This is a genomic window from Streptomyces sp. MP131-18, assembly GCF_001984575.1.
GTDB classification, from domain to species: domain Bacteria; phylum Actinomycetota; class Actinomycetes; order Streptomycetales; family Streptomycetaceae; genus Streptomyces; species Streptomyces johnsoniae.
Map to the genome: position 1 here is coordinate 4,616,291 of NZ_LZNS01000001.1, position 25,544 is coordinate 4,641,834.

General features: G+C 72.7%; 23 protein-coding genes. 16 read left to right on the forward strand and 7 right to left on the reverse strand.

Features of this window, described 5'->3' with window-relative positions; all coding sequences use genetic code 11:
* Positions 1-73 precede the first annotated feature (73 nt).
* Together STBA_RS20970 and STBA_RS20975 are read left to right on the forward strand one after the other, a co-directional pair.
* A complete protein-coding gene (locus STBA_RS20970) occupies positions 74-2,281 on the forward strand; it encodes an RNA degradosome polyphosphate kinase (RefSeq protein ID WP_107485253.1) in 2,208 nt (735 codons plus the stop codon).
* Complete coding sequence (locus STBA_RS20975) at positions 2,271-2,750, forward strand: NUDIX hydrolase (RefSeq protein ID WP_077060730.1); 480 nt, start codon at positions 2,271-2,273, stop codon at positions 2,748-2,750. The genes STBA_RS20970 and STBA_RS20975 overlap by 11 nt, the downstream gene beginning before the upstream one ends.
* Here STBA_RS20975 and STBA_RS20980 read toward each other — a convergent pair.
* Positions 2,680-3,495, reverse strand: coding sequence for a class I SAM-dependent methyltransferase (locus STBA_RS20980; protein ID WP_077060731.1), 816 nt, complete (start codon positions 3,493-3,495; stop codon positions 2,680-2,682). The genes STBA_RS20975 and STBA_RS20980 overlap by 71 nt on opposite strands.
* A 154-nt stretch (positions 3,496-3,649) precedes the next feature.
* Here STBA_RS20980 and mshA point away from each other — a divergent pair, with 154 nt between their 5' ends.
* The gene (mshA, locus tag STBA_RS20985) at positions 3,650-4,909 is read left to right on the forward strand and encodes a D-inositol-3-phosphate glycosyltransferase (RefSeq protein WP_171987891.1); all 1,260 of its coding nucleotides are present in this window, start codon (positions 3,650-3,652) and stop codon (positions 4,907-4,909) included.
* On the forward strand, positions 4,902-5,402 hold the full coding sequence (locus tag STBA_RS20990) for a YbjN domain-containing protein (protein ID WP_077060732.1): 501 nt from the start codon (positions 4,902-4,904) through the stop codon (positions 5,400-5,402). The genes mshA and STBA_RS20990 overlap by 8 nt, the downstream gene beginning before the upstream one ends.
* Positions 5,403-5,770: 368 nt before the next feature.
* Here the strand turns inward: STBA_RS20990 and STBA_RS20995 are convergent, their stop codons facing one another.
* A complete protein-coding gene (locus STBA_RS20995; RefSeq protein ID WP_077060733.1) occupies positions 5,771-8,440 on the reverse strand; it encodes a SpoIIE family protein phosphatase in 2,670 nt (889 codons plus the stop codon).
* Between the two features lie 72 nt (positions 8,441-8,512).
* Between STBA_RS20995 and STBA_RS21000 the strand changes: the two genes are divergently transcribed.
* Both STBA_RS21000 and STBA_RS21005 read left to right on the forward strand, forming a co-directional pair.
* Positions 8,513-9,271, forward strand: a complete 759-nt coding sequence (locus tag STBA_RS21000) for a phosphoglyceromutase (RefSeq protein ID WP_077060734.1) — start codon at positions 8,513-8,515, stop codon at positions 9,269-9,271.
* A 70-nt stretch (positions 9,272-9,341) separates the two neighbouring features.
* On the forward strand, positions 9,342-10,631 hold the full coding sequence (locus tag STBA_RS21005) for a histidine kinase (RefSeq protein WP_077060735.1): 1,290 nt from the start codon (positions 9,342-9,344) through the stop codon (positions 10,629-10,631).
* 302 nt (positions 10,632-10,933) lie between these two features.
* Here STBA_RS21005 and phoU read toward each other — a convergent pair whose 3' ends face one another.
* Positions 10,934-11,608: a phosphate signaling complex protein PhoU gene (gene phoU / locus STBA_RS21010; protein WP_077060736.1), complete on the reverse strand. Its 675-nt coding sequence runs from the start codon at positions 11,606-11,608 to the stop codon at positions 10,934-10,936.
* A 181-nt stretch (positions 11,609-11,789) separates the two neighbouring features.
* On the opposite strand from phoU, the gene STBA_RS21015 reads away from it, so the two are divergent.
* Together STBA_RS21015 and STBA_RS21020 are read left to right on the forward strand one after the other, a co-directional pair.
* Positions 11,790-13,109, forward strand: a complete 1,320-nt coding sequence (locus STBA_RS21015) for an ATP-binding protein (RefSeq protein ID WP_077060737.1) — start codon at positions 11,790-11,792, stop codon at positions 13,107-13,109.
* The gene (locus STBA_RS21020; RefSeq protein ID WP_077060738.1) at positions 13,106-13,786 is read left to right on the forward strand and encodes a response regulator transcription factor; all 681 of its coding nucleotides are present in this window, start codon (positions 13,106-13,108) and stop codon (positions 13,784-13,786) included. Before STBA_RS21015 ends, STBA_RS21020 begins: the two co-directional genes overlap by 4 nt.
* Before the next feature lie 83 nt (positions 13,787-13,869).
* Here the strand turns inward: STBA_RS21020 and STBA_RS21025 are convergent, their stop codons facing one another.
* Complete coding sequence (locus STBA_RS21025) at positions 13,870-14,643, reverse strand: hypothetical protein (protein WP_077060739.1); 774 nt, start codon at positions 14,641-14,643, stop codon at positions 13,870-13,872.
* Between the two features lie 427 nt (positions 14,644-15,070).
* Between STBA_RS21025 and STBA_RS21030 the strand changes: the two genes are divergently transcribed.
* The 8 genes from STBA_RS21030 to STBA_RS21065 all read left to right on the forward strand — a co-directional run bounded on the left by STBA_RS21030 (position 15,071) and on the right by STBA_RS21065 (position 23,282).
* Positions 15,071-15,553 carry a CarD family transcriptional regulator gene (locus STBA_RS21030; RefSeq protein ID WP_049563928.1) on the forward strand — a complete coding sequence of 161 codons (483 nt, stop codon included), beginning with the start codon at positions 15,071-15,073 and terminating at the stop codon, positions 15,551-15,553.
* 460 nt (positions 15,554-16,013) lie between these two features.
* The gene (ispD, locus tag STBA_RS21035; RefSeq protein ID WP_077060740.1) at positions 16,014-16,766 is read left to right on the forward strand and encodes a 2-C-methyl-D-erythritol 4-phosphate cytidylyltransferase; all 753 of its coding nucleotides are present in this window, start codon (positions 16,014-16,016) and stop codon (positions 16,764-16,766) included.
* Positions 16,756-17,307 carry a 2-C-methyl-D-erythritol 2,4-cyclodiphosphate synthase gene (ispF, locus tag STBA_RS21040; protein WP_077060741.1) on the forward strand — a complete coding sequence of 184 codons (552 nt, stop codon included), beginning with the start codon at positions 16,756-16,758 and terminating at the stop codon, positions 17,305-17,307. The genes ispD and ispF overlap by 11 nt, the downstream gene beginning before the upstream one ends.
* A 72-nt stretch (positions 17,308-17,379) precedes the next feature.
* Positions 17,380-18,777: a cysteine--tRNA ligase gene (gene cysS / locus STBA_RS21045; protein ID WP_077060742.1), complete on the forward strand. Its 1,398-nt coding sequence runs from the start codon at positions 17,380-17,382 to the stop codon at positions 18,775-18,777.
* A gap of 34 nt (positions 18,778-18,811) precedes the next feature.
* Positions 18,812-19,753, forward strand: coding sequence for a 23S rRNA (guanosine(2251)-2'-O)-methyltransferase RlmB (gene rlmB, locus STBA_RS21050; protein ID WP_077060743.1), 942 nt, complete (start codon positions 18,812-18,814; stop codon positions 19,751-19,753).
* Between the two features lie 68 nt (positions 19,754-19,821).
* On the forward strand, positions 19,822-21,417 hold the full coding sequence (locus STBA_RS21055; RefSeq protein ID WP_079252064.1) for a DoxX family membrane protein: 1,596 nt from the start codon (positions 19,822-19,824) through the stop codon (positions 21,415-21,417).
* Positions 21,418-21,525: 108 nt separating this feature from the next.
* Complete coding sequence (locus tag STBA_RS21060; RefSeq protein ID WP_077060745.1) at positions 21,526-22,140, forward strand: sigma-70 family RNA polymerase sigma factor; 615 nt, start codon at positions 21,526-21,528, stop codon at positions 22,138-22,140.
* Positions 22,137-23,282 (forward strand): CU044_5270 family protein, encoded by a 1,146-nt coding sequence (locus STBA_RS21065; protein WP_077060746.1) that lies wholly within the window; start codon positions 22,137-22,139, stop codon positions 23,280-23,282. Before STBA_RS21060 ends, STBA_RS21065 begins: the two co-directional genes overlap by 4 nt.
* 158 nt (positions 23,283-23,440) lie before the next feature.
* Here the strand turns inward: STBA_RS21065 and STBA_RS21070 are convergent, their stop codons facing one another.
* The 3 genes from STBA_RS21070 to STBA_RS21080 all read right to left on the reverse strand — a co-directional run bounded on the left by STBA_RS21070 (position 23,441) and on the right by STBA_RS21080 (position 25,448).
* Entirely contained in the window at positions 23,441-23,980 is a 540-nt protein-coding gene (locus STBA_RS21070; protein WP_077060747.1) for a hypothetical protein, read from the reverse strand.
* 282 nt (positions 23,981-24,262) lie between these two features.
* Positions 24,263-24,988 carry a nucleotidyltransferase family protein gene (locus tag STBA_RS21075; RefSeq protein WP_077060748.1) on the reverse strand — a complete coding sequence of 242 codons (726 nt, stop codon included), beginning with the start codon at positions 24,986-24,988 and terminating at the stop codon, positions 24,263-24,265.
* A gap of 58 nt (positions 24,989-25,046) precedes the next feature.
* The gene (locus STBA_RS21080) at positions 25,047-25,448 is read right to left on the reverse strand and encodes a hypothetical protein (RefSeq protein ID WP_077060749.1); all 402 of its coding nucleotides are present in this window, start codon (positions 25,446-25,448) and stop codon (positions 25,047-25,049) included.
* Between the last annotated feature and the right edge of the window lie 96 nt (positions 25,449-25,544).

The following is a 25,544-nucleotide window of genomic DNA, read 5'->3' on the forward strand; positions in this document are numbered from 1 at the left end:
CGGCGCCGGATCGGCCGGCTCCGTTCACCTCGCTGATGTGCCGCGTTCGTCCGGATGGCGGGAGAATGGAGATATGACCCAGGAAACGCGTATCCGGCGGAGTCGTTCGCGGCCCGTTCCGCAGCCGGCCGAGCCGAGTGAGCGCGGCGAGCCGGAGTCGGTGCCGGAGACCGCCGTCGAGCCGGGTGAGGGCCGGGGGCCGGCCGCGCCCGCCGACGCCGAGCTGCCCGTCCACCGCTTCCTCGACCGCGAACGGAGCTGGCTCGCGTTCAACGAGCGCGTGCTGGAGCTGGCCGAGGACCCGGACACCCCGCTGCTCGAACGGGCCAACTTCCTGTCGATCTTCGCGAGCAACCTCGACGAGTTCTTCATGGTGCGCGTCGCCGGGCTGAAGCGCCGCATCGCCACCGGCGTCGCCACCCGCTCCCTCACCGGGCAGGCGCCGCGGGAGGTGCTGGAAAGCATCTGGGGCCAGGCGCGCGACCAGATGACCAGGAGCGCCGCCTGCTACCAGCGGACCATCGCGCCGCAGGTCGCCGAGCGGGGCATCCACCTGCTGCGCTGGCCCGACCTGACAGAGCAGGAGCAGATCCGGCTGTTCTCGCTCTTCCGGAAGAAGATCTTCCCGGTGCTGACGCCGCTGGCCGTCGACCCGGCGCACCCGTTTCCGTACATATCGGGCCTCTCGCTCAACCTGGCCGTCGTCGTGCGCAACCCGGCCAGCGGGCACAAGCACTTCGCCCGGGTGAAGGTGCCGCCGCTGCTGTCCCGTTTCCTCGAAGCCGCGCCGCAGCGGTACGTCCCGGTCGAGGACGTCATCGCCGCGCACCTGGAGGAGCTGTTCCGGGGCATGGAGGTGCTCGCCCACCACGTCTTCCGCGTCACGCGCAACGAAGACCTGGAGGTCGAGGAGGACGACGCGGAGAATCTGCTCCAGGCCCTGGAGAAGGAGCTGCTGCGCCGCCGCTTCGGGCCGCCGGTGCGCCTTGAGGTCGAGGAGTCCATCGACGAGGAGGTCCTCGACCTGCTCGTGCGCGAGCTGAAGATCCGGCGCGAGGAGGTCTTCGCCGTGCCGGGCCCGCTCGACCTGACCGGGCTGCGCGCGATCGCCGCGCTCGACCGGCCGGAGCTGAAGTACCCGAAGTTCGTCGCCGGCACCCACCGGGACCTGGCCGAGGTGGAGTCCGCCTCCGCGCCCGACATCTTCGCCGCGCTGCGCGAGCGCGACGTGCTGCTGCACCACCCCTACGACTCGTTCTCCACCTCCGTCCAGACGTTCCTTGAGCAGGCCGCGGCCGACCCGGACGTGCTGGCCATCAAACAGACCCTCTACCGCACCTCGGGCGACTCCCCGATCGTCGACGCCCTCATCGACGCCGCCGAGTCGGGCAAGCAGGTGCTGGTGCTCGTCGAGATCAAGGCCAGGTTCGACGAGCACGCGAACATCAAGTGGGCGCGCAAGCTGGAGGAGGCCGGCTGCCACGTCGTCTACGGCCTCGTCGGGCTGAAGACCCACTGCAAGCTGTCCCTCGTGGTGCGCCAGGAGGGCGAGGACCTGCGCCGCTACGCGCACGTCGGCACGGGGAATTACCACCCGAAGACGGCGCGCGTCTACGAGGACCTGGGGCTGCTGACCGCCGACGCCGAGGTCGGGGCCGACCTGTCCGACCTGTTCAACCGGCTGTCCGGCTACTCGCGGCGGGACAACTACCGGCGGCTGCTCGTCGCCCCGCGGAACCTGCGGGAGGGACTGATCGCCCGCATCCGCCGCGAGGTCGAGCACCACCGGGCGGGCCGTCCCGCCTCGGTCCGCATCAAGGTCAACTCCATCGTCGACGAGGCTCTGATCGACGAGCTGTACCGGGCCTCGCAGGCCGGGGTGCCCGTCGACGTCTGGGTACGCGGCATCTGCGCGCTGCGGCCCGGCGTGCCCGGCCTCTCGGAGACCATCCGGGTGCGCAGCGTGCTGGGCCGCTTCCTCGAACACTCGCGTTTCTTCGCCTTCGGCGGTGGCGGCGAGAGCGAGGTGTGGCTGGGCAGCGCGGACCTGATGCACCGCAACCTGGACCGCCGCATCGAAGTGCTGGTCCGCGTGACCGACCCGGGGCACCGTTCCACCCTCACCCGCCTGCTGGCCACGGGCACCGCGGACACCACCGCCTCCTGGCACCTCGGCCCCGACGGCAGCTGGACGCGGCACGCGACGGACGCCGAGGGCAGACCGCTGCGGAACGTTCAGGAGACGCTGATCGAGGCACGGAGGAAGCGGCGTGGTGCCTGACGTCGAGCCGGTGCGGGCGGCCGGCTGCGTGCTGTGGCGCCGGGCGGCGGACGGGGGCGAGGGTATCGAGGTCGCCCTGGTCCACCGGCCCAAGTACGACGACTGGTCGCACCCGAAGGGCAAGCTGCACGCCGGGGAGCCGCCGGCGGACGCGGCCCGCCGCGAGGTGTGGGAGGAGACCGGCGCCGAGATCCGGCTCGGGCAGCGGCTGAGCACCCACCGCTACCCGGCGCAGGGGCGGCCGAAAGTGGTCGACTACTGGGTGGCCGAGGCGGTCGGCGGGCAGTTCGAGCCGAACGCGGAGGTCGACCGGCTGCTGTGGCTGCCGCCGCCCGAGGCGCGCCGCATGCTGACCCACCCCGCGAACCAGACCGCGCTCGACGAGGCGATGGCCGCCGTCAGGGCCGCGTGGCAGGGCGCCGCGGCGGACGGGCGGAACGGGGAGCCACCGCCGGCCAGTGCACCGTGACCTCGCCCTGGCGCCAGCGGTGCGGGCCGTCGGCCAGCGGCCAGGCGCCCGACAGGGCGCGGACGGCGCGCACCCACCGCTGGCGTGCGCCGAGCGGCCCGTAGGGCGCGGCGGCGGCCCAGGCGCGGTCGAAGTCCCGCAGGAAGGCGTGCACCGGCTCGCCCGGCACGTTGCGGTGGATCAGCGCCTTCGGCAGCCGTTCCGCCAGCTCGGAGGGGGTGCCGAGACCGGCGAGGCGCGCGGCGAACGTGAGCGTCACCGGCCCTTCGGGGCGGAGCGTCACCCACGCGTGGCGGCGGCCGATCTCGTCACAGGTGCCCTCCACCAGCAGCCCGCCCGGCGCGAGCCGGGCGCACAGCCGCTGCCACGCGCCCGCGACCTCGGCCTCGTCGTACTGGCGCAGCACGTTCGCCGCCCTGATCAGCAGCGGGCGTTCGCCGCCCGGCAGCGGCAGCTCGAACCCGCCGCGCACGAAGTCGATCCCGGGACGTTTGTACGGCCCGGCCGCGGTCACCCGTGCGGCGTCGATCTCGACCCCCGTCACCCGGGCGTCGGGGCGCACCCGGCGCAGCCGGTGCAGCAGCTCGACCGCGGTCCACGGTGCGGCGCCGTAGCCCAGGTCCACGGCGAGCGGCGGCGCGGTGGCGCGCCGCAGGGCCGCGGCATGCGTGGCCGCGATCCAGCGGTCCATGCGCCGCAGCCGGTTGGGGTGGGTGGTGCCTCTGGTCGCCATCCCCTCCGCCATGCGGACGAGCGTAACGGCCGCCGCGGGAAGCCGCGGGAAGCCGTGTGCCGCCGCGGGAAGAGGATCGGCCGCAGCATGGTTGCACCTGCACGCAGGACGAGGAGCGAGCCGCAGTCTTCAAGGAGGCACGGTGCCACACATCCGCCGGGTCGCGATGCTCAGTGTGCACACCTCACCGCTCGACCAGCCGGGCACGGGTGACGCGGGCGGGATGAACGTGTACATCGTCGAGCTGTCCCGGCAGCTCGCCGCGCTCGGCGTCGAGATCGAGATCTTCACCCGCGCCACCTCTGGCGGCCTCTCCCCCACCGCGGAGCTGGCGCCCGGTGTGCGGGTGCGGCACGTCGACGCGGGCCCGTACGAGGGGCTGAGCAAGGAGGAGCTGCCCGCCCAGCTGTGCGCGTTCACGCACGGCGTCATGCAGATCTGGGCGGGGCAGCCGCCCGGGTACTTCGACCTGGTGCATTCCCACTACTGGCTCTCCGGGCACGTCGGCTGGCTGGCCGCGGAACGGTGGGGCGTTCCGCTGGTGCACGCGATGCACACCATGGCGAAGGTCAAGAACGCGTCGCTCGCCGTCGGCGACAACCCGGAACCGGCCGCGCGCGTCATCGGCGAGACGCAGATCGTGCAGGCCGCCGACCGGCTGGTCGCGAACACCACGGAGGAGGCGTCCGAGCTGGTCCGCTTCTACGACGCCGACCCGGTGCGCACGGCGATCGTGCACCCGGGCGTCAACCTGCGGACGTTCCGCCCCGCGGACGGCAGGGCCGCCGCGCGGGCGCGGCTCGGGCTGCCGCCGGACGCGCTGATCCCGCTGTTCGCGGGGCGTATCCAGCCGTTGAAGGCGCCCGACATCCTGCTGCACGCCGTCCGGGAGCTGCTGGACGCCGACCCCTCGCTGCGGTCGCGGCTGTGGGTGCCGGTCGTGGGCGGGCCGAGCGGCAGCGGCCTCGCGCGCCCGGAACGGATGCAGAAGCTGGCCGCCCGGCTCGGCCTCGCCGACCTGGTGCACTTCCACCCGCCGGTCTCCCAGGACCGGCTCGCGGACTGGTACCGGGCGGCGAGCGTGCTGGTCATGCCGTCCTACAGCGAGTCGTTCGGCCTGGTCGCCGCCGAGGCCCAGGCGTGCGGAACGCCGGTGATCGCCGCGGCGGTCGGCGGCCTGCCGGTCGTGGTGCAGGACCGGAGGACCGGCTTCCTCATCGCGGGGCACGATCCGGCGGACTACGCCCGCGCGCTGCGGCGGTTCGCCGACCGGCCGGCGCTGTCCGAGCAGCTGGGCGGGGCCGCGGCACGGCACGCGCGCGCCTTCGGCTGGGACACCACGGCCGCGGACACGTTCGCGGTCTACCGCGGGGCCGTCGAGGCGCACCGGTTCGCGCGCCGGGGGCTACGATCCGCCCATGGCTGATCCGGCACAGGTCATCGAGGACTTCCTGCGCGACTCGGGCGCCGACTGGGAGGCGCCGCGCCCTGGGCACTTCGTGGTGACCCTGCCGGGGACGCGGAAGCTGTCCACGACGTGCTCGCTCGTGGTGGGCCGGCACGCGCTGTCGGTCAACGCCTTCGTGATCCGCCACCCCGAGGAGAACGCGGCCGGGGTGCACCGCTGGCTGCTGGAGCGGAACACGCGGCTCTACGGCGTGGCCTTCGCCGTGGACCGCCTCGGCGACGTCTACCTCGCGGGCCGGCTGCCGCTGGCCGCGGTCACCCCCGAGGAGGTGGACCGCATCCTCGGCACGGTGCTCGAACACGCCGACGGCTCGTTCAACACGCTGCTGGAACTGGGCTTCGCCGGAGCCATCAGGAAGGAGTACGCCTGGCGGCAAGCGCGCGGCGAGTCGACGCGCAACCTGGACGCGTTCACCCACCTGACCCGCCCCCGCGACGAGCGGGCGGATTAGCCCCCGGGACGTGCGGCCGCGGCTGCCGCACGAACTCCCTGCCCGGGGCTCCGTGCTCCGTTCCGGGGCTGCTTTCCCAGACTTCTCCCCCCGACTTCTCCCCCAGACTTCTCCCCCAGACTTCTCCCCCAGACTTCGTCCGGGAGGTGCCCCCGGGGAGGTGCCCCCGGGGAGGTGTCCCCGGGGAGGTGCCCCCGGGGAGGTGTCCCCGGGGAGGTGTCCCCGGGGAGGTGTCCCCGGGGAGGTGTCCCCGGGGAGGTGTCCCCGGGGAGGTGTCCCCGGGGAGGTGCCGTCCGCGCGTGAGGGCGATCGGTCCTCCGTACTGATTCGCGGGTGCCGGCCGCCGCGTGTCCCGCCCCGGCGAGGGGCTAGGCGCGGCGGCGGGGGAGCCGCTGTTCCGCCCAGATGATCTTCCCGTCCGGCGTGTACCTGGTGCCCCACCGGTCGGCGTACTGCGTCACCAGGTACAGCCCGCGCCCGCCCTCGTCCGTGGCGGCGGCGTTCCGCAGGTGCGGGGAGGTGCTGCTGCCGTCGGAGACCTCGCAGATCAGCGTGCGGTCCCGCAGCAGCCTGACCCGGATGGGCCCGGCCGCGTGCCGGATGGCATTGGTGATCAGCTCGGTCAGGATCAGCTCGGTGATGAACGCGATGTCCGCGAGACCCCACTCCGCGAGCCGGCGCGCCGCGTCGGTGCGCACGGCCCCCACCGCGGCCGGGTCGAACGGCACGTCCCAGGCCGCGACCTGACCGGGCGACAGCACCCGGGTGCGGGCCAGCAGCAGGGCGACGTCGTCGCTCGGCGGCTCCGGCAGCATCGCGTCGAGCACCGCGTCGCAGGCCGCCTCCGGGTCGCGGGGCGCCCGTTCGAGCGCGCCGCGCAGCAGGCCGAGGCCGACGTCGATGTCGCGGTCCCTGGACTCCACCAGGCCGTCGGTGTACAGCAGCAGCCCGCTGCCCTCGGCCAGCCGCAGCTCGGCCGTTTCGAACGGCATGCCGCCGACGCCGAGCGGCGGCTGGACGGGCAGCTCGGGGAACTCCACCGTGCCGTCCGGGTGCAGAAGCGCGGGCGGCAGGTGCCCGGCCCTGGCGAGCGTGCACAGCCCTTCGACCGGGTCGTAGATGGCGTACAGGCAGGTCGCGCCGGTGACGGCGCCCACCTCCTCGCCGTCGGTCTCGTCCCGGTCGGTGCGGTCCGCCAGCTCGTCGAGGCGGCCGAGCAGTTCGTCCGGCGGCAGGTCGAGGGCCGCGAAGTTGTGTACCGCGGTACGCAGCCGGCCCATGGTGGCGGCGGCGCGCAGCCCGTGCCCCACCACGTCCCCCACGACCAGCGCGACGCGCGCCCCCGACAGCGGGATGACGTCGAAGAAGTCGCCGCCGACCGCCTGCGCGGGCCGGTAGCGGTAGGCCGCCTCGACGGCGTTCTGGTCGGGCAGCGCGCGCGGCAGCAGGCTGCGCTGGAGGGCGGCCGCCATGGTGTGCTCGCGCGTGTAGCGGCGGGCGTTGTCCACGCAGACGGCGGTGCGGGCGGCCAGTTCCTCGGCGAGCGACAGATCCTCGGCCTCGAACGGCGCCGGGTTCTGCCCGCGCCAGAAGGAGGCGACGCCGAGCACCGTGCCACGGGCGTGCAGCGGGGCCGCGATCAGCGCGTGGATGCCGTAGTCGAGGAGCTGCCTGGCGTGCTCCTCGTCGCCCGCGCGCCACCAGTCGGTGCCCTCCAGATCGCTCTCCGCGACGGCGTGACCGCCGGCCAGGCTCCTGATCTGCGGCGAGTCAGGACCGAGGGCGAGCCGGCGTCGCGCGGGCCACAGCGGGTGCTCCTCGCTGACGCCGCCGGTCGCGGCCCGCTGCATGGCGGAGGGGGCGCCATCCGCTGCTTCGCCCCGCAGCACCTCGTCGACCAGGTCGACGGTGACGAAGTCCGCGAAGTCCGGCACGGCGACCTCGGTCAGCTCCTCCGCGGTGCGGCCGATCTCCAGCGTGGTCCCGATGCGCACGCTCGCCTCGTACAGCAGCGACAGCCGCTTCTGCGCGGTCTCGGCCCGCCCGGACAGCGCCCGCATCTCGGTGGTGTCCCTGATGGTCGTCACGCTGGTCGGCGGCCCGCCGCCCGGCCTGGCCACCAGCCGGTGGTTGACGGTGAGCAGCCGGCCGCCCGACAGGTGGACCTCGTCCGTGACCTCCGCCTCCGAGGTCAGCAGGGCCACCGTCGAATAGTCGAGGCCGAGGTCGGTGACGGGCCGGCCCGGTGCGTCGTCCGGCAGTTCGAGCAGCCGCCTGGCCTCGTCGTTCGCCAGCAGCAGCCGGCTGTTCTCGTCGAGGATGACGACGCCCTCGCGCACCGAGTGCAGCACGGTGTCGTGGTGCTCGTACATGCGGGTGATCTCGCCGGGCCCGAGGCCCCGCGTCTGCCGCAGCAGACGGCGGCTGACCAGCGCGGCACCGCCGGTGGCGAGAGCGATGACGCCGACGCCCGTGCCGAGGAGCAGCGGCAGTTCGTGAACGACGGCGAGATTGATGCTGCCGAGGGTGACCCCGGCCGCCACCATGCCGACGACGTCGCCGTCCTCGTCACGGACGGGCACCACCCTCCGCACCGAGGGGCCGAGCGTGCCCTCGGTGGTCTCCCGCACCACCTCGCCCTCCCTGGCCGGCACGAAGGTGCCGACGAACCGCTCACCGATGCGTTCGGGGTTGGGATGCGTGTAACGGATGCCCTCGCGGTTCATCACGACGACGAAGTCGACGCCGGCCCGCTCGCGGACCGTCTCGGTGCGCGGCTGGAGCACGGCGCTCGGGTCGGACGACCGGAGGGCCGCCACCAGGCCGGGGGAGTTGGCGAAGCTTTCGGCGGTGGCGCGGGAGCGCGCGGCCGCGCGGGACTTCTCGTCGTGCCTGGAGTGGAGCAGGAGGATCACCACGGCGGCGGCGACCAGCAGCAGAACGAGACCGACCAGGAGGATGAACATCTGGCCCACGACGCTGCGGACGCTGAGCACCGAGCGCCGGTGTTTCCGCCAGCGCCGCAGAATCGTCGTCATTCTTCCACTTTGTACCCGGGGTGGCTCCGGGCCGCATCCGGCCGTGCCACCGGGCTCGTCTACGCTCGGGGCATGGCCGACGCACCGTACAAGCTGATTCTGCTCCGCCACGGCGAGAGCGATTGGAACGCGAAGAATCTGTTCACCGGCTGGGTGGACGTCAACCTGACGGAGAAGGGCGAGAAGGAGGCCGTGCGCGGCGGCGAGCTGCTCAAGGACGCCGGGCTGCTGCCCGACGTGCTGCACACCTCCACCCTCAAGCGCGCCATCCGCACGGCCAACCTCGCGCTCGACGCGGCCGACCGGGCCTGGATTCCGGTGCGCCGCACCTGGCGGCTGAACGAGCGGCACTACGGGGCCCTCCAGGGCAAGGACAAGGCCGCCACCCTCGCCGAGTTCGGCGAGAAGCAGTTCATGAAGTGGCGCCGTTCCTACGACACCCCGCCGCCCGAGCTGGCCGACGGCGCCGAGTGGTCGCAGAGCGACGACCCGCGCTACGCCGCGATCCCCAGCGAGGTCCGCCCGCGCACCGAATGCCTGAAGGACGTCGTCGTCCGGATGCTTCCCTACTGGTACGACGGCATCGTGCCCGACCTGAACGCGGGCCGCACCGTCCTGGTCGCCGCCCACGGCAACAGCCTGCGCGCCCTCGTCAAGCACCTCGACGGCATCTCCGACGCCGATATCGTGGGCCTCAACATCCCGACCGGCATCCCGCTGCTCTACGAGCTGGACGCCGACTTCCACCCGGTCGTCCCGCACGGCACCTACCTCGACCCGGTGGCCGCCAAGGCCGCCATCGAGGCCGTGAAGAACCAGGGCAAGAAGTAGCCGCCGCGCGTGAATACGCCCCTGGCCAAGGGCGCACCGGGCCCCGGCCGGGCGGCATAGGGTCGTGGGCATGGACGACACGGGGGCCCGGGAGACGTGGGAGCACCGTCTGCTCCTGCCCGGCGAGCTGAGATTCGGCGGCGGGCGGACCCCTGCCCGCCGCACCGGCCGGGACTGGCTGGTCGACATCTTGATGTTCGGCTTTGCGGTGCTGCTGTGGGCGGCGTCCCTGGGCATCGTCGAGGACGCCGACTACCTTCCGCGGTGGATCGTGGTCGCCGACGCACCGGCCGGGGCGCTCGCGTGCCTCGCGCTGTGGTGGCGCCGCCGTTTCCCGCTGCTGCTCGCGGTCGCGATGCTGCCGCTCAGCGTGTTCTCCTCGACGTTCGTCGGCGCGCTCAGCGTCGCCATCTTCAATCTCGCCGTGCGCGTCCCGTGGCGCACCGCCTCGCTGGTCGTGCTCGCGCACCTGGCCGTCACGACGCCGTACCTGATTGTGTACACGATTCCCGACGAGGGCGGCTGGACGGGAGTCGCGTTCGTCGTCGCGTTCGTCCTCTTCCTCCTGACCTGGGGCACCGCGGTGCGCGTGCGCCGCGAGCTGGTCGCCAGGCTGCGCGCGGACGCCCGGCGGGAGAGGGCCGAGCACGCCCGGCGGCTCGCCGACGCGCGGCGGGCGGAACGGGAGGCCATCGCCCGCGAGATGCACGACGTGCTGGCCCACCGCATCTCGCTGCTCTCGGTGCACGCCGGCGCGCTCGCCTACCGCACCGGCGCGTCGGCGCGCGGCGCGGAGCCGCTGTCGGACGCCGAGATCGGCGACACGGCCCAGCTGATCAGGGACACCGCGCACCAGGCCCTTGAGGAGCTGCGGGAAGTGCTGACCGTGCTGCGCGGCAGCGGCGCGACGGAGGGTGCCCCGCAGCCCGGCCTCGGGGATGTGGAGGACCTGGTCGCCGAGGCGCGGCGCGCGGGGCAGCGGGTCCGGTGGACCGGCGCCTACGAGCGGGCGGCGTCCGGGCTGCGCGGCCAGGTGCAGCGCACCGCTTACCGCGTGGTGCAGGAGGGACTGACCAACGCCCGCAAGCACGCGCCCGAGGCCGAGGTCACCGTGGTCGTCGCCGGCGGTCCTGGCGAGGGGCTGTCGATCGCGGTGCGCAACACGCTGCCCGCCCGCGGCGGGCACGGCCGGGGCGGCGTGGACGCGGGGCCGATCCCGGGCGCGGGGGCGGGCCTGGCCGGTCTTGAGGAACGGGTCGTCCTGGACGGCGGCACCCTCAGGCATGGCGCGGGGGCCACGGCGTTCGAGCTGGTCGCCGAGCTGCCCTGGCCGCCCGCCGCGCCCGGCCCCGCGGGCTGAACGCGCGGGCAGGGTCGGCGGAACGGGCGGGCAGGGCCGCGGTCAGCCGCAGTTGCCTCCGCACTGGCAGGCGGACCCCGACTGGCAGCCGCAGCTGCAGCCGGAGCCGCAGCCGCAGCCGGCCAGCAGGGGCAGCGGGCGGCGCTGGAGCGGAGTCACGGGGGCGGGCACGGGGGGTGGGGGTGCGGCGGGTGAGGCAGCCATGGGTCCCTCCTCGGCAGCGGATGTTCTCCGCTCACATTGGACGCCCGCACCACCCCGGCGCGAAACCGCGCAGAACCGGCGCGCGGGAGCACTCGCGCTCAGGCGGTGGCCTCCGGCTCCGGCAGGAACTCGTCGGCGTGCTCGCCGGTGACGAGGTAGACCACGCGCCGCGCGATCGACACGGCGTGATCGGCGAACCGTTCGTAGTACCGGCCGAGCAGCGTGACGTCCACCGCCGTCTCGATACCGTGGCGCCACCGGTCGTCCAGCAGGTGGCTGAACAGCGTCCGGTGCAGCGAGTCCATCTCGTCGTCGTCCTGCTCCAGCTGCATCGCCAGGTCGACGTCCTTGGTGATCAGCACTTCGGTGGCCTTCGCCATCAGCCGCTGGGCGAGCTGGCCCATCTCCAGGATGGTGGCCGAAAGGTCGCGCGGCACCGCCGAGTCGGGGTAACGCAGCCTGGCCACCTTGGCGACGTGCTGCGCCAGGTCGCCGCACCGTTCCAGATCCGCGCTCATCCGCAGCGACGTCACCACGATCCGCAGATCCGTGGCGACCGGCTGCTGGCGCGCCAGCAGGGCTATCGCCGCGTTCTCCAGCTCGCGCTGTGTCTCGTCGACCTTGTCGTCCGCGGCTATCACGGCCTCGGCGAGCTTCAGGTCGGCATCCAGCATGGCCGTCGTGGCCCGCCCGATGGCCGACCCGACGAAACGGGCCATTTCGACCAGGCTGTCGCTGATCGCGTCCAGTTCCTCGTGGTATGCGTCACGCATGACTGTCCTTCCTCACCTGCCGGCGCCGATCTCTGCCGTCCCAAGCTCTGCCCGGAAAGCGGCCGCTTCCGCCCCGTCAAGTGAATCATCGCTGTCGGCAAGGTGAACTCTCGCGGGCGGCCGGACGAGCATCTTCGGTCACATCTGTGGCCTACGGGCAAGCCCCGCATAACCTGAGGATATGGACGTGAACGCGGCGGTCGCCGCAGTGGCAGCGATTGCCGGTCTGTGCACCGGCGTCATTGCCATGCTGGCATTCCGCCTCAGCGAGCGCGAACGTACGCGTCCCTCCGGCGCCCCGCAACCCGCGGAGGCCACTTTGCCGCCCGGGGTCGACACCGTGCTGTCGGTGCTGCGCTCCTCGGCCGTCGTGCTCGACGAGAGTGACGGCGTGGTGAAGGCCAGCTCCGCCGCCTACGCCCTCGGCCTCGTCCGCGGCGGGCGGCTGGCCGTCGAGCCGATGCTGAAGATGGCCCGCGACACCAGGCGCGACGGCGAGATCCGCGAGACGGAGATCGACCTGCCGCGCCGCGGACGCGGCCTCGGCCGCGCCGACGTGCTGGCGGTCTCGGCCCGCTCGGCGCCGCTGGGGTCCCGCCTGGTGCTGCTGCTGGTGGAGGACCTGACCGAGTCCCGCAGGATCGAGGCCGTCCGCCGCGACTTCGTGGCGAATGTCAGCCACGAGCTGAAGACGCCGGCCGGCGCCCTGTCGCTGCTTTCCGAGGCGGTGCTCGGCGCCGCCGACGATCCGGAGGCCGTCACCCGCTTCGCCGGCCGCATGCAGAACGAGGCCACCCGCCTCACCAACCTGATCCAGGAGCTGATAGACCTCTCCCGGGTACAGGACAACGACATGCTCGCGGGCGCCGAGCTGGTGCGGGTCGACGAGCTGATCGCCGAGGCCCTGGACCGCTGCCGCCAGCAGGCCGGCAGCAAACACATCACCATCGCCTCCGGCGGCATCGACGACCTGTCGGTCTGGGGCAACAGGGCGCAGCTCGCCGCCGCGCTCGGCAACCTCGTGGAGAACGCGGTGAACTACAGCCCGCACCACACCCGCGTCGCCATCGCGGGCACCCGCGTGCCCGCCCCCGGCGGCGATCTGGTGGAGATCGCCGTGACCGATCAGGGTGTCGGTATCCCCGAGACCGACAGGGAACGCGTCTTCGAACGGTTCTATCGCGTCGACCCCGCCCGCTCCCGCGCCACCGGCGGAACGGGCCTCGGTCTCGCGATCGTCAAACACGTGGCCGCCTCGCACGGCGGGGAGGTCCAGGTGTGGAGCGCTGAGGGACAGGGCTCCACGTTCACCCTGCGGCTGCCGGAACCCGGCAGTGCGCGGGAGCGCCATCTGGCCGCGCGCAGGAAGCGCGACCGCCTCGGTGGCACCCTGCACGAACCGGCCGAGTTCCCCGACAGCGCCGATGCCGACGCCGAAGCAGGACCTGAGCCGCACCACCCCACCCGCACCAACGATCCCGCCCGGGAGGTCCTCCCGTGACCCGAGTGCTCGTCGTCGAGGACGAGGAGTCGTTCAGCGACGCCCTGTCGTACATGCTCCGCAAGGAAGGCTTCGAGGTCGCCACCGCGGCCACGGGTCCGGACGGGCTGGACGAGTTCGAGCGCAACGGCGCCGACCTGGTCCTGCTCGATCTCATGCTGCCGGGGCTGCCCGGCACCGAGGTCTGCCGGCAGCTGCGAGGCCGCTCCAACGTCCCGGTCATCATGGTGACCGCCAAGGACAGTGAAATCGACAAGGTCGTCGGCCTGGAAATAGGGGCCGACGACTATGTGACCAAGCCGTTCTCCTCGCGGGAGCTCGTGGCCCGCATCCGTGCGGTGCTGCGCCGCCGCGGGGAGTCGGAGGAAGAGACCCCGGCCGCCCTGGAGGCGGGGCCGGTCCGGATGGACGTGGACCGGCACGTGGTCACCGTCTCAGGACGCAAGGTCGACCTGCCGCTCAAGGAGTTCGACCTGCTCGCGATGCTGCTGCGGAACGCCGGCCGGGTGCTCACCCGCATGCAGCTGATCGACCGGGTCTGGGGCGCCGACTACGTCGGCGACACCAAGACCCTGGACGTTCACGTGAAGCGGTTGCGCGCCAAGATCGAGCCGGACCCGGGCGCGCCGCGCTACCTGGTCACCGTGCGCGGTCTCGGCTACAAGTTCGAGCCGTAGGAGCCGCGGAGCCGAGCCGCGGACGCGACGCGCGAGGGCCGGGGGCGTGCCCCCGGCCCTCGCGCGTCGCGCGTGCGGCTGCGTCAGCCCTCGACGAGCCCGCCGCCGTCCGTTCCGTCCGTTCCGCCGCCGGCCGGGGCCTCCGGCGTCTCGCCGGTCGCGCCCCCGTCCGGGGTGTCGCCCGGCGTGTCGCCCGGGGTCTCCCCGGTGCCCCCGTCGGCGCCCTCGCCGCCGTCCGTACCGTCCCCGGGCTCCTCGCCGTCCTGGCCCGGCTCGCCCGGCTCGCCCTCCTGCCCCTCCTGGCCTTCTTCCGGGGCAGTGGGGTCCGCGGGCGCGGTGGGCGTCGGGCCCCAGTCGTCGTAGTGCGCCCAGTCCTCGGTGCCGCCGACGACGCGGGCCGACAGTGAGATCTCCCCGGTATCGCTCAGCACGAACACCAGCTGCTGGGCGTTCCCCAGTGCCACGTCGACCGCGGCCGGGTCGTCGATGTAGGCCGCCGGGTTGCCCTCGCCGCCGAGCGCGACGGAGCCGCGCGCGGGCACGACGATGCTGCTCTCGCCCTCGGCGGGGATCAGCTCGACCGGCCGGTCGGCACCGGTCAGCACGACGGCGTCGAGGACCTGGTCCTCGGCGCCCCCGTTGAACAGCCGGGCGGAGATGCCGCCCGGCCCGTCGGCACCGTCGGGCAGCACGACGTTGACGTTCTGCACCTTGATGTCGTCGACCGTGGCGGACGCGTTGTCGGGCCTGTTCCGGTCGGTTTGGGCGTCGTTGCCGGCACCGCACGCCGTCGTCACGCCGGCGATCGAAAACGCGAAGAAGGCGGCGGCCACGCCGCGTCGAAGGCTGCTGCTCACGGCGGCGGCATCTCCTCGGACAGTCCTGTTGATCTATCGGGCCTCAGGGTACAGAAGGCCCTTCCGGCGCGTTCCGCCGGGCCCGGGTCCGCGGCCCGGTGGGGTGAATTGGCGATCAAGGGACTTTCCGCTGATCCATTTTCCCGGGGTCGGACGGGTGCCCGGACGGCTTTCTTGCAATCATGACAAAACGGACAGCTTTCTGTGGTCAACGGAACTTTCTTGCCCTCTTCCGGGCGTAGATCCATGAACTGCCCCGCCCGCCAAACCGCGCCCCCACCTGCGGATACCTGCCGCCACGGCCCTCTCGAAGCACGTCACCGGCGCCCTTGTCAACCCCCGAGAGGTGTCCTGACCTGCGGAAACGTCATTCAAAGGGCCGTCTTCACGTGTTAGCATGGAGAGCCACGGAAGGGGTACCTGTCACATGACGTTCAAGGTTGGCGACACCGTGGTCTATCCCCATCACGGGGCCGCGCTGATCGAGGCCATCGAAACTCGCCAGATTAAAGGCGTGGACAAGACCTACTTGGTACTGAAGGTTGCCCAGGGCGACCTCGAAGTGCGTGTGCCGGCAGAAAATGCCGAGCTGGTCGGCGTGCGCGATGTGGTCGGGCAGGACGGACTGGACCGGGTCTTCGAGGTGCTGCGCGCCCCGTATGCCGAGGAGCCGACCAACTGGTCCCGCCGTTACAAGGCAAACCTGGAGAAGCTGGCGTCCGGCGACGTCATCAAGGTCGCCGAAGTGGTCCGCGACCTGTGGCGCCGTGAGCGCGAGCGCGGGCTGTCCGCAGGTGAGAAGCGCATGCTCGCGAAGGCGCGGCAGATTCTCGTCAGCGAGCTGGCTCTCGCCGAGGCGACCAATGAAGACAAGGCCGAATCGCTGCTGGACGAGGTTCTCGCCTCCTGACCTGCCGCCCGGGCAGCAGGCCGGATGGATTGCGGACGGAGCTGATCCTCGCCGTTTTTGATCAGCCATGGCTTTGATTACCGTGGGCATTTGATCATTACTGCGATGATTGGTCGTTGGTCGATCTGCCGTTGATCGATCTGCGCTATCGGTCTCTGCTGACACCGTGCTGACCCCGGTCGGTCATTGGTCGGTCATTACCGGCGAGGGCGGCCACTCACTCTCGAACACTGAACCCACCAGCGTGCGACAGCGTGCCGCAGCGCCCGGAGGCATTCCCCGATGCCGTACGGGCGCTGCTGTCTGTACGGATCACGGAACACGGATCATTTCCGGAAAGTGTGCCGGGACCGTGAAGCTCGCTCGATCGGCCTGTCACGGAAGGGTCCGATCGTGTGGGCCCGGCACGCTCAGGCCATACCCAACACCACCCTGCAAACAAACCTGCACCCGCCACCAAATGACAGACACCACACTCGAGCCCCCTACGCGGCTCCCCAGAACCGCGGCCGTCATCCCGGCCGCCGGCTCCGGCGTCCGGCTCGGCCCCGGCGCGCCCAAGGCACTGCGCCCGCTGGGCGGTACGCCGATGCTCGTCCACGCCGTGCGGGCCATGGCCCGCGCCAGAGCCGTCGCCCTGGTCGTCGTCGTGGCCCCGCCCGCGGAGGCGGCGGCCGTCCGTTCGCTCCTCGACGAGCACCCGCCGCCGCCCGCGGTGGAGCAGGTCGTGGTACCGGGCGGCGCGACGCGTCAGGAGTCCGTCCGCCTCGGCCTCGCCGTCCTGCCACGCGACATCGAGATCGTCCTCGTCCACGACGCGGCCCGCCCACTGGTCCCGGTCGACACCGTCGACGCGGTGGTCGCCGCGGTCCGGGCGGGCGCGCCCGCCGTGGTGCCCGCCCTGCCGGTGACCGACACCGTCAAACAGGTCGCCGCCGGCGGCGGGGCGGCGGAGCCGGTCGTGGCCACCCCTGACCGTTCGCTGCTGCGCGCGGTCCAGACGCCGCAGGGTTTCGACCGGAACACCCTGGTCGAGGCCCACGACAAGCTTGCCGCCGATGCCGCGACCGACGACGCCGGCCTGGTGGAACGGCTCGGCGTGCCCGTGGTCCTGGTGCCGGGGCACGAGGAGGCGTTCAAGATCACCCGCCCGCTCGACCTGGTTCTCGCCGAGGCCGTGCTCGCCCGCAGGAGGCTGAAGGATGGCTTCTGACCCCACGATCGACCCCACGGAAGCCACGGACCCCGCCGCCGCGGCGCTGCCGCGCGTCGGCATCGGAACCGACGTCCACGCCTTCGAACGGGGCCGTGCCCTGTGGTGCGCGGGCCTGCACTGGCCGGACGCCGCGTTCGGCCTCGCGGGCCACTCGGACGGCGATGTCGCGGCGCATGCGGCCTGTGACGCGCTGTTCTCGGCCTCGGGCACCGGCGACCTCGGCGAGCACTTCGGCACCGACCGCCCGGAGTGGTCCGGTGCCTCCGGGGTCGCGCTGCTCGCCGAGGCCGCCAGAATCGTGCGCGCCGCGGGCTTCGGCATCGGCAATGTGGCGATCCAGGTCATCGGCGTCCGGCCGCGGATCGGCAGCCGCCGCGCCGAGGCCCAGCGCGTGCTGTCCGCCGCGCTCGGCGCGCACGTCTCCGTCTCCGGGACCACGACGGACGGCCTCGGCCTGACCGGCCGCGGCGAGGGACTGGCCGCGGTGGCGACCGCGGTGGTGCTGCCCCGTCCGGGAAACGCGGGCCATGGTCCGTGACGGCCGGCGGGCGGCCTTTCGCCCCTGTGCCGACCGGCGCGGGGGACCCACCTCGCCGACTATTCTTGACGCGTGACCCTTCGCCTGTATGACACCAGCGCCCGGAAGATCCGTGACTTCAACCCGCTTGTGCCGGGCTGCGTCTCGATCTACCTCTGTGGCGCCACCGTCCAGGCGGCCCCCCACATCGGGCACATCCGTTCCGGCGTCGACTTCGACATCATGCGGCGCTGGTTCGCCTACCGCGGCTACGACGTGGTCTTCGTGCGGAACGTCACGGACATCGACGACAAGATCATCGCCAAGAGTGCGGCCCAGGGCCGCCCCTGGTGGTCGATCGGCTACGAGAACGAGCTGGCGTTCGACGACGCCTACGACGCGCTCGGTTGCCTCCCGCCCACCTACCAGCCGCGGGCGACCGGTCACGTGCCGGAGATGATCGAGATGATGCGCACCCTGATCGACCGCGGTCACGCCTATCCGGCCGACGGCAATGTCTACTTCGACGTGCGCAGCTTCCCCGGCTATCTGTCGCTGTCCAACCAGGACCTCGGACATCTGCTCCAGCCCTCGGGCGAGGGCGAGACCGGCAAGCGCGACCCCAGGGACTTCGCCCTGTGGAAGGCCGCCAAGCCGGGCGAGCCGAGTTGGGAGACGCCCTGGGGCCGCGGCCGGCCGGGCTGGCATCTGGAGTGCTCGGCGATGGTCCGCAAGTACCTCGGCCAGGCGTTCGACATCCACGGCGGCGGCATCGACCTGATCTTCCCGCACCACGAGAACGAGCTGGCCCAGTCGTGTGCCGCGGGCGACGCGTTCGCGCGCTACTGGGTGCACAACGCGTGGGTCACCATGAGCGGCGAGAAGATGAGCAAGTCCCTGGGGAACTCGGTGCTCGTCAGCGAGATGGTCAAGCGCTGGCGGCCCGTCGTGCTGCGCTACTACCTCGGCACCCCGCACTACCGCTCGACCATCGAGTACAGCCAGGAGGCCCTGGCCGAGGCGGAGTCGGCGTTCGGCCGCATCGAGGGTTTCCTCCACCGCGCCGCCGAGCAGACCGGCGAGGTGGCCCCGGCCGCCGCCGTGCCCGAGGACTTCGCCGCCGCCATGGACGAGGACCTGGGCGTTCCCCAGGCACTCGCCGCCGTCCACACCACGGTCAGGCAGGGCAACGCCGCGCTGGCCGAGGGCGACAAGGAGTCCGTCGTCGCCCTCGTCGCCCAGGTGCGCGCCATGCTCGCCGTGCTCGGGCTCGACCCGCTGGCCGCCCCCTGGGCGGACGCGGACGCGGGCGCGCGCGGCGAGGAGCTGACCGGCGTCGTGGACACGCTCGTGCGGCTGGTCCTGACGCAGCGGCAGGCCGCGCGGGAACGCAAGGACTACGGCACCGCGGACGCCATCAGGGACGAACTCCAGTCGGCCGGCCTGGTGATCGAGGACACGCCCAACGGGCCCCGTTGGGAACTGAGCTGACCAGCTGACGAGCTGAGAAGGAACCGGTGGCACCATGCCAGGCAACAGCGAGCGGCCGAACCGCCGCACCAGCCAGAAGAAGGGCCCGCAGATCGGCAGCGGCGGCCAGCGCCGCCGCGGTCTGAAGGGCAAGGGGCCCACCCCCCCCGCCGAGATGCGCAAGGGGCACGCCAAGCAGCGCGCGGCGCAGGCCAAGACGCGCCGGCAGGCCGCGGCGCGGCGCGGCGGCCGGTCCCCCGCCGAGCTCGTCGTCGGCCGCAACCCGGTGGTCGAGGCGCTGCGCGGCGGCGTGCCCGCGGGGACGCTGTACGTCCAGCAGTTCCTGGACAGCGACGACCGCGTCACCGACGCCGTCAAGCTGGCGATGGAACGTGGCGACGTGCACCTGCTCGAAGCGCCGCGGGCCGAGCTGGACCGGATCACCGGCGGGCTGAACCACCAGGGCCTGGTCCTCCAGGTCCCGCCCTACGAGTACGCCCACCCAGACGACCTGGTCGACGCGGCCTTCGACGCCGACGAGGACCCGCTGATCGTGGCCCTCGACGGCGTCACCGACCCGCGCAACCTCGGGGCGGTGGTCCGGTCCGTGGCCGCGTTCGGCGGGCACGGCGTCGTCGTGCCGGAGCGGCGCGCGGCCGGCATGACCGCGGGCGCGTGGAAGACCTCCGCCGGTACGGCGGCGCGCACACCGGTCGCCCGCGCCACCAATCTGACCCGCGCGCTCCAGGCGTACCAGAAGACCGGTCTCACGGTCGTCGGCCTCGCGGCCGACGGCGAGGCGGACCTCGGGGACGTGGCGGCGCTCGGCGGCCCCGTGGTGATCGTGGTGGGCAGCGAGGGCCGGGGCCTGTCCCGGCTGGTCGGCGAGACCTGCGACGTCCGCGTGCGGATTCCGATGCCGGGCGGCGCCGAGAGCCTGAACGCGGGCGTGGCGGCCGGCATCGTTCTGTACGAGGCGTCAAGGGGCCGCCGCTGACCGGCCCTTGACGGGTCGCGGACAGACTTCGGTCAAGGCAGTGTCCAAAGGCTGTGTCACTCGGTTAGATGAGTGTGGACACCAGAACACCCCGCGGCCTCTCGGCGGACGAGCCGGTGCTGAGCATGGTGAAAGTGCCGTGCGACCCCGCACAAGTCGTCGTGAACCACGCCAGCTTCCGGGTTCAGCTCGCCACCCCGCCCCCGGCGGGCATCGCGGTCCCACAGACCGGTCCGCTGCCGCGGGTGCCCGCCGCCGGGCGCCGCAGGCCGCCGGTCGTATGGTCGGGCCGCAGCGCGCCGGGGGACGCGGGGGCCGGCACCCTGATCCGGGCGGTGCGCGAGGCCGGGCACGCGCGCGCCGCGGAGGGCACCGCCACCCAGGTGCTCCCGCGCGTGCAGGGCGCCCCCCGCGCCGCGGCCGTGGTCGGCCCGCGCCACCCGCAGCCGGCCGAGCACACCCGGGTACTGCCCGCGGTCGGCGCGGACCGTGGCAGGACCGGCGGGTTCGGCGGCCACGACGGAACGGGCGGCCACGACGGAGCGGACGGGGCCGGGGACGGCAGGGGCCCGGCGCGGGCGGGTGCGGCCAGGCAGCGCTCCGGCGCTCCCGTCGGCCGGCAGGCGTTCCATACCGGCAGGAATCTGAGCCTCGGCGTCGTGCTGCTGCCGCTGCGCCTGCTGCTCGGCTTCATGGCCATCTACGCCGGGATGGGCAAGCTCACCAACCCGGTCTACTTCGACGGCGGCGTCCGCGGCTCGCTGTACGCGTGGCTCAGCGCGCTGGAGCCGTGGACCGTGGCCGCCCCGCTGCACGACTGGGCCCTGTCCCACCCGGTGGGCGCCGGGCTCACCGTCGCGTTCACCCAGATCATCGTCGGCGTGCTCACCATCTTCGGCCTCTGGCAGCGGGTGGCGGCCGGGCTCGGCGCGCTGCTCTCGCTGGCGCTGCTGGTCACCGTCAGCTGGCGGCAGGGCCCGGCGTTCGACGCCCCCGACATCGTCCTGTGCGCCGCCTGGTCGCCGCTGCTGATCGCGGGCGCGCCCGTGTACTCGCTGGATGCGCGGCTGGCCGGAGAGGCGTGGCGCAGGCTCGGCCCGCGCGCCCCGCTGTCGGATCTGCGGCACCGGGTGCTGCGCAGGGGGGCGGCGCTGGCGGCGCTGCTGATCGGCCTCGCGCTCCTCATCGGTTCGCTGCTCGGCAGCGCGGTGCGCTCCGCGCAGTTCCCGACGACGCCCGCGCCGGGCGAGCCGCCGCGCAACCACCTGCCGGGCGAGCCGCTGCCGGACGAGGCCGAGGAGAAGGACGAGGAGGAGCGGGAGCGGCGGCGCGAGGAGGATGCGGCCGAGTCCTCCGAGGGTGCCTCGGCCGACGAACGCGAGGCGGGCGAGGCGGACGAGGCGGATCAGCCGGGCTCGGCCGGCGAGCCGGCGGACGGCGCGGCGCCGGACGGTCCTTCGGACGAGTCGTTCCCGCGCAGCGAGCAGACCGTGCCCGCCCCGCAGCAGCCGCCCGCGCCGGACCCGTACGTGCCGGAGGAGTCGTACGCGCCGCCGTCCGCGCCCGAGGCGGGCGATGCGGGAGAGCCGCCGGAGAGCCCCGCACCTTCGGACGACGGGGGTGAGCAGGGCAGCCTCGACCCCATCGGCGGGCTGCTCGGTTAGGTGGCATCCTCGGCGAGTAGAGGGGCTTCACCCCCCGGCGGTTAACGTGTGGCCGACGTCACGGGAACTCCGTGCGGCGGCCGGACAAGTCGGGGGGTGAGCTATTCCATGCACGCCCGCGTGCGCGCCGGCGATCCGGACGCGTTCCGCGAGCTGTTCACCTCGTACGCGCAGCTGGTCTACGGGTACGCGGCGCGCGCAACGGGCGATCCCGGCCTGGCCGAGGACGTCGTGTCCCTGACCTTCCTTGAGGCGTGGCGGCTGCGCGCCCGGCTGCGGGACGAAGGGGAGAGCCCGCGGCCGTGGCTCATGGGCATCGCCGTCAACGTCCTGCGGAACACCGCACGCGCCAAGCGCCGTCACGAGCGCGCCATGGCCAGGCTGCCGGCCCGCGAACCCCTGCCCGACTTCGCCGACGAACTGATCGGCCGGCTCGCCGACGCCGAACAATTGGCCGCGGTGAAGACGGCGCTGGGGCGGCTGCGCGACGGGGAGCGCGAGGTGTTCATGCTCTGCGTCTGGTCCGGTTTCGGCTACGAGGAGGCCGCGGCGGCGCTCGGCGTGCGCGTCGGAACGGTCCGCTCCCGCCTGTTCCGGGCCAGGGCCAGGCTGCGGCGGCTCACGGACGAGGAATTGCGCAGGGAACCGCCGTTGCCGCGCGGACAAGTACGGGATGACTGCCGGATGCCGGCGGTCCGGTCACATGTGGAGAGGCACCCATGATCCGTACCCACCGGCGCCGGGGCGAGGACCCGAGCCGTGCGGAACTGGCCCGGCTGCTGCCCGCCCCGGGCGATCCTGAGCTTCCCGCGGACCGCCGTCTGCTGCTTGAGGAGCATCTGATGCGCGAAACCGAGCAACCCGCAGCGTCGCCCGGTCGGCGCCGCCTCGTGCTGGCCGCGGTGCCGGTGGCGACGGCCGCCGTCATCGTCGCCGCCGTCACGTTCACCGGCGGTGAAGGGGAGGGCAACGACGCGGCCTCGGGCGGCTCGACGCTCCAGCGGCTGGCCGCGGCGGCGGCGCAGCAGCCGGAGACCGAGGTGGCGCCCGACCAGTTCGCCTACACCGAGCAGTACTACGCCCGTTTCAAGGGCGGCGAGCCCAACAACGGTGACAACGTGGAGCGGGAGGAGTCGGGTCCGTACGAGGCCGAGACCTGGGTCACGCCGGACGGGAACGACGGCTGGTACGTGGACTCCGTGCAGTTCCCCGACGGCGCCCCGCTGATCGACGGCCGCCCGGACCGGAACCACTCGCTGGATGCGGCGGAGCAGGACACGGGCCTGACCTGTTGGGTGGAAAGTCCGGACGTCGTCGACAGCGACCCGGATATGACGGAGGCCACGGTCAACGAGGAGGACTGTCTGGACCCGCCGGACCTCGACCATCCGGCGAACCTCCACCAGCCCTCCTACGACTACTTCCAGGAGCTGACCACCGACCCGGAGGAGCTGGTGGAGAAGATCTACCGGGAGAACGGCTCGGCCGACTCCGGTGACCAGGCCGACCAGTGGGCGTTCCACACCATCGGCAGGTTCTTCGAGCACGCGCCGCTGCCGCCCGAGGTGGCGGAGGCCGCGCTGCTGGCGTTCGAGGAGATCCCGGGGGTCACGGTCGGCGTGGGCACGGACGCGGCGGGCCGCGAGGGCGTGGCCGTCACCCGGCACGGCACGCACCTGGGCGAGGAGACGACGTTCCTCTTCGACGAGGAGACGGGCGGCTACCTGGGCGCGCGTATCGAGCAGATCGACGCCGGGCACTTCCACCCGGTGGGGACCGTTTTCGAGGACTCCGCGCTCACCGACTGGAGCATCGCCGACCGGGGCGTCGTCGACGAGCTGTCCGAGGCGCGGCCGGAGCAGTAGTGCCCACGCATTCCGGTTTCCCTTCCGGAAAGGAAGAACGCGGAATGGGGATGTGGGATGAGGATGTGGGATGAGGATGTGAAACAGAAAGGCGCCGCGGGTGCCGGGCGGGGTCACCGTCCGGCACACCACGGTGTGGATTTCTTCGAAATGACCGATCAGTTGAGGATGGTGGCTTCAAGGGCGTCGAGATCCACGGTCCTGCCGGTGAGACTTTCGACCCTGCTCACCTCTTCCGTGCGGTCATCCCATTCGATCGCCAAGGTGTCACCGGTGAGCCGCAGGTTGGCGTTCTTCAGACTGGACCCCTGGCAGGTGAACAGGACCGGCTCCCAGTCGAGGCCGCCCGCTATTCCGCTTTCCTGCGTACAGACGTCGCCCGTCCCGGGGTTCCCGTACAGGACGCCGTCCGTGGTGGTGTAGAGGGTGATGCCCGCGGACTCCCAGTGGGCGTACCAGTTCTCGTCGCCCTCGATGCCGCTGCCGGAGCCGCCGTCGTCCCCGCCGAAGCCGCCCGTGGTTTCCAGCTGGAGTTCGTCGTCGAGCTCCAGCTCCGGCAGGCCGCCGCCCCCGTTCTCCTCGCCGTTGCCGCCGGAGGTGAAACCGCCGAGCCCTGGGCCGCCGGCCTCGTCGTCGCCGCCGCAGCCGGCGAGCAGCAGGGCGGCCGCGACAGTGGCCGCCGAAACGATTGGTCGCATACGTGCGCGCACAGGTAATTCCCCCGTCATCGCTGTGAGTTGGGTGCGTGATCGGGGTCGAACGATAGTGAAAGCGCGCGGGGGAATGCCACTCGGGCCCGGGGAAACCCGGCAACGGTTACCGAGTCGTCGCCAAGAAAGTGCGGAGAAAGCACCGGGAAAGCCGAATGTGTCATCGTCAGTCCGGCGAAAGCCGCGGTTTTGCTTTTGCGGGCGGGCCGGCCGGGCCCGCCCCTTTCCGCGGCCGGGACAGGGCCGGAACAGGGCTGGAACGGGACCGGGTCAGCCGGCCAGGTCGCGCGCCGCCTGGGCCAGGTCCTTGGCCGTGTCGATGGCCCGCCAGTAGGCCCGCTGCGGCAACGGGAAGCCCGCGAGCCTGCGTTCGCGCGCGAGCCGGGGGAACGTGGTGCGCTCGTGATCGCCGCGGTCCGGCAGCAGCTTCGTGAACTCGGCGGCGAAGACGTAGACGCCCGCGTTGATCAGGTAGGGCGAGGGCGGCGCCTCGATGAAGTCCAGGACGTGGCCGAACTCGTCGGTGTCGACGGCGCCCCACGGGATGCGCGGGCGGGCCAGCGCCAGCGTGGCCAGCGCGTCCCGTTCGGCGTGGAAGGCGGCCATCTCGTGCAGCGAGAACCGGGTCCAGATGTCGCCGTTGGTGGCGAACCACGGCTCGGCGGGCCGCGGCAGGGCGGCGGCGGCGTGCTTCAGGCCGCCGCCGCGGCCGAGCGGCTCGCTCTCGACGACGGTCGTCACGTGCAGCGGCAGCTCGACGGAGGCCAGCCACTCCTGAAGCACCTCGGCGAGGTGGCCGCAGGAGATGACGGCGTCCGTGATGCCCTCGGCGGCAAGCCAGTTGAGCTGGTGGCCGATGATCGGGACGCCGGTGCCGGGGATCTCGACCATCGGCTTGGGCCGGTCGTCGGTGTACGGCCGCAGCCGTGAGCCCTGGCCACCGGCCAGGACCACGGCCTGCGTCGGCTGCGGGACATCGAGCGAGGCTTCGGTCATACCGGCAGCCTAGCCCTGCCGATCTTGCCGGGCCCGCGACACCTCACGGTCGGGCGGGCTACTCCGCGGTGGCCACGCCCGCCGCGTAGGCGGTGTCGCACACCGGGCGGGCGTGGGCCTGGGCGCGCTTCGTGCTGCCGTACTTCTCCACTGCCGCCTCGCCGAGGGCCTGTGCGATCTCGGCGCAGTGCGGCGCGAGGGCCGGGTCGCGCGTCACGGCTTCCTGGAGGCCGGTCAGTGCGGCGGAGGGGTCCTGGCGGCGCAGTGTGGTGATCAGCCGCTCCTTGAGCACCTCCTGCGGCGTCTGGCGGGCCTTTTCCGCGGCGGCGGTCAGCATTTGTGTGTCGGACGGCGCGGACACCCACGGAACGCGGGTCACGGCGAGTGTCCCGGAGAGCACCAGGACGACCGGGAGGGCGATGGCGAGACTTCTGCCGATGTGTCGAAGTGCCTGATTCACTGAAGGTCTTCCTCGCGAGACGGTGGACGGGCTTGTCGAATCGTAGCGAGGAGTAGTGATTTGGTGACATTTCGCCACCCTCATGGGTGACAGGGT

Bases quoted from the DNA above. Each gene is read 5' to 3' on its own strand.
- mshA (WP_171987891.1), top strand. From the start codon at position 3,650: ATGCTCAGTGTGCACACCTCACCGCTCGACCAGCCGGGCACGGGTGAC.
- STBA_RS21015 (WP_077060737.1), top strand. From the start codon at position 11,790: ATGGACGTGAACGCGGCGGTCGCCGCAGTGGCAGCGATTGCCGGTCTG.
- phoU (WP_077060736.1), bottom strand. From the start codon at position 11,608: ATGCGTGACGCATACCACGAGGAACTGGACGCGATCAGCGACAGCCTG.
- STBA_RS21060 (WP_077060745.1), top strand. From the start codon at position 21,526: ATGCACGCCCGCGTGCGCGCCGGCGATCCGGACGCGTTCCGCGAGCTG.
- STBA_RS21000 (WP_077060734.1), top strand. From the start codon at position 8,513: ATGGCCGACGCACCGTACAAGCTGATTCTGCTCCGCCACGGCGAGAGC.
- STBA_RS21070 (WP_077060747.1), bottom strand. From the start codon at position 23,980: ATGCGACCAATCGTTTCGGCGGCCACTGTCGCGGCCGCCCTGCTGCTC.
- STBA_RS21065 (WP_077060746.1), top strand. From the start codon at position 22,137: ATGATCCGTACCCACCGGCGCCGGGGCGAGGACCCGAGCCGTGCGGAA.
- STBA_RS20990 (WP_077060732.1), top strand. From the start codon at position 4,902: ATGGCTGATCCGGCACAGGTCATCGAGGACTTCCTGCGCGACTCGGGC.
- ispF (WP_077060741.1), top strand. From the start codon at position 16,756: ATGGCTTCTGACCCCACGATCGACCCCACGGAAGCCACGGACCCCGCC.
- ispD (WP_077060740.1), top strand. From the start codon at position 16,014: ATGACAGACACCACACTCGAGCCCCCTACGCGGCTCCCCAGAACCGCG.
- STBA_RS21005 (WP_077060735.1), top strand. From the start codon at position 9,342: ATGGACGACACGGGGGCCCGGGAGACGTGGGAGCACCGTCTGCTCCTG.
- STBA_RS21075 (WP_077060748.1), bottom strand. From the start codon at position 24,988: ATGACCGAAGCCTCGCTCGATGTCCCGCAGCCGACGCAGGCCGTGGTC.
- STBA_RS20970 (WP_107485253.1), top strand. From the start codon at position 74: ATGACCCAGGAAACGCGTATCCGGCGGAGTCGTTCGCGGCCCGTTCCG.
- STBA_RS20995 (WP_077060733.1), bottom strand. From the start codon at position 8,440: ATGACGACGATTCTGCGGCGCTGGCGGAAACACCGGCGCTCGGTGCTC.
- rlmB (WP_077060743.1), top strand. From the start codon at position 18,812: ATGCCAGGCAACAGCGAGCGGCCGAACCGCCGCACCAGCCAGAAGAAG.
- STBA_RS21030 (WP_049563928.1), top strand. From the start codon at position 15,071: ATGACGTTCAAGGTTGGCGACACCGTGGTCTATCCCCATCACGGGGCC.
- STBA_RS21055 (WP_079252064.1), top strand. From the start codon at position 19,822: ATGAGTGTGGACACCAGAACACCCCGCGGCCTCTCGGCGGACGAGCCG.
- STBA_RS20980 (WP_077060731.1), bottom strand. From the start codon at position 3,495: ATGGCGGAGGGGATGGCGACCAGAGGCACCACCCACCCCAACCGGCTG.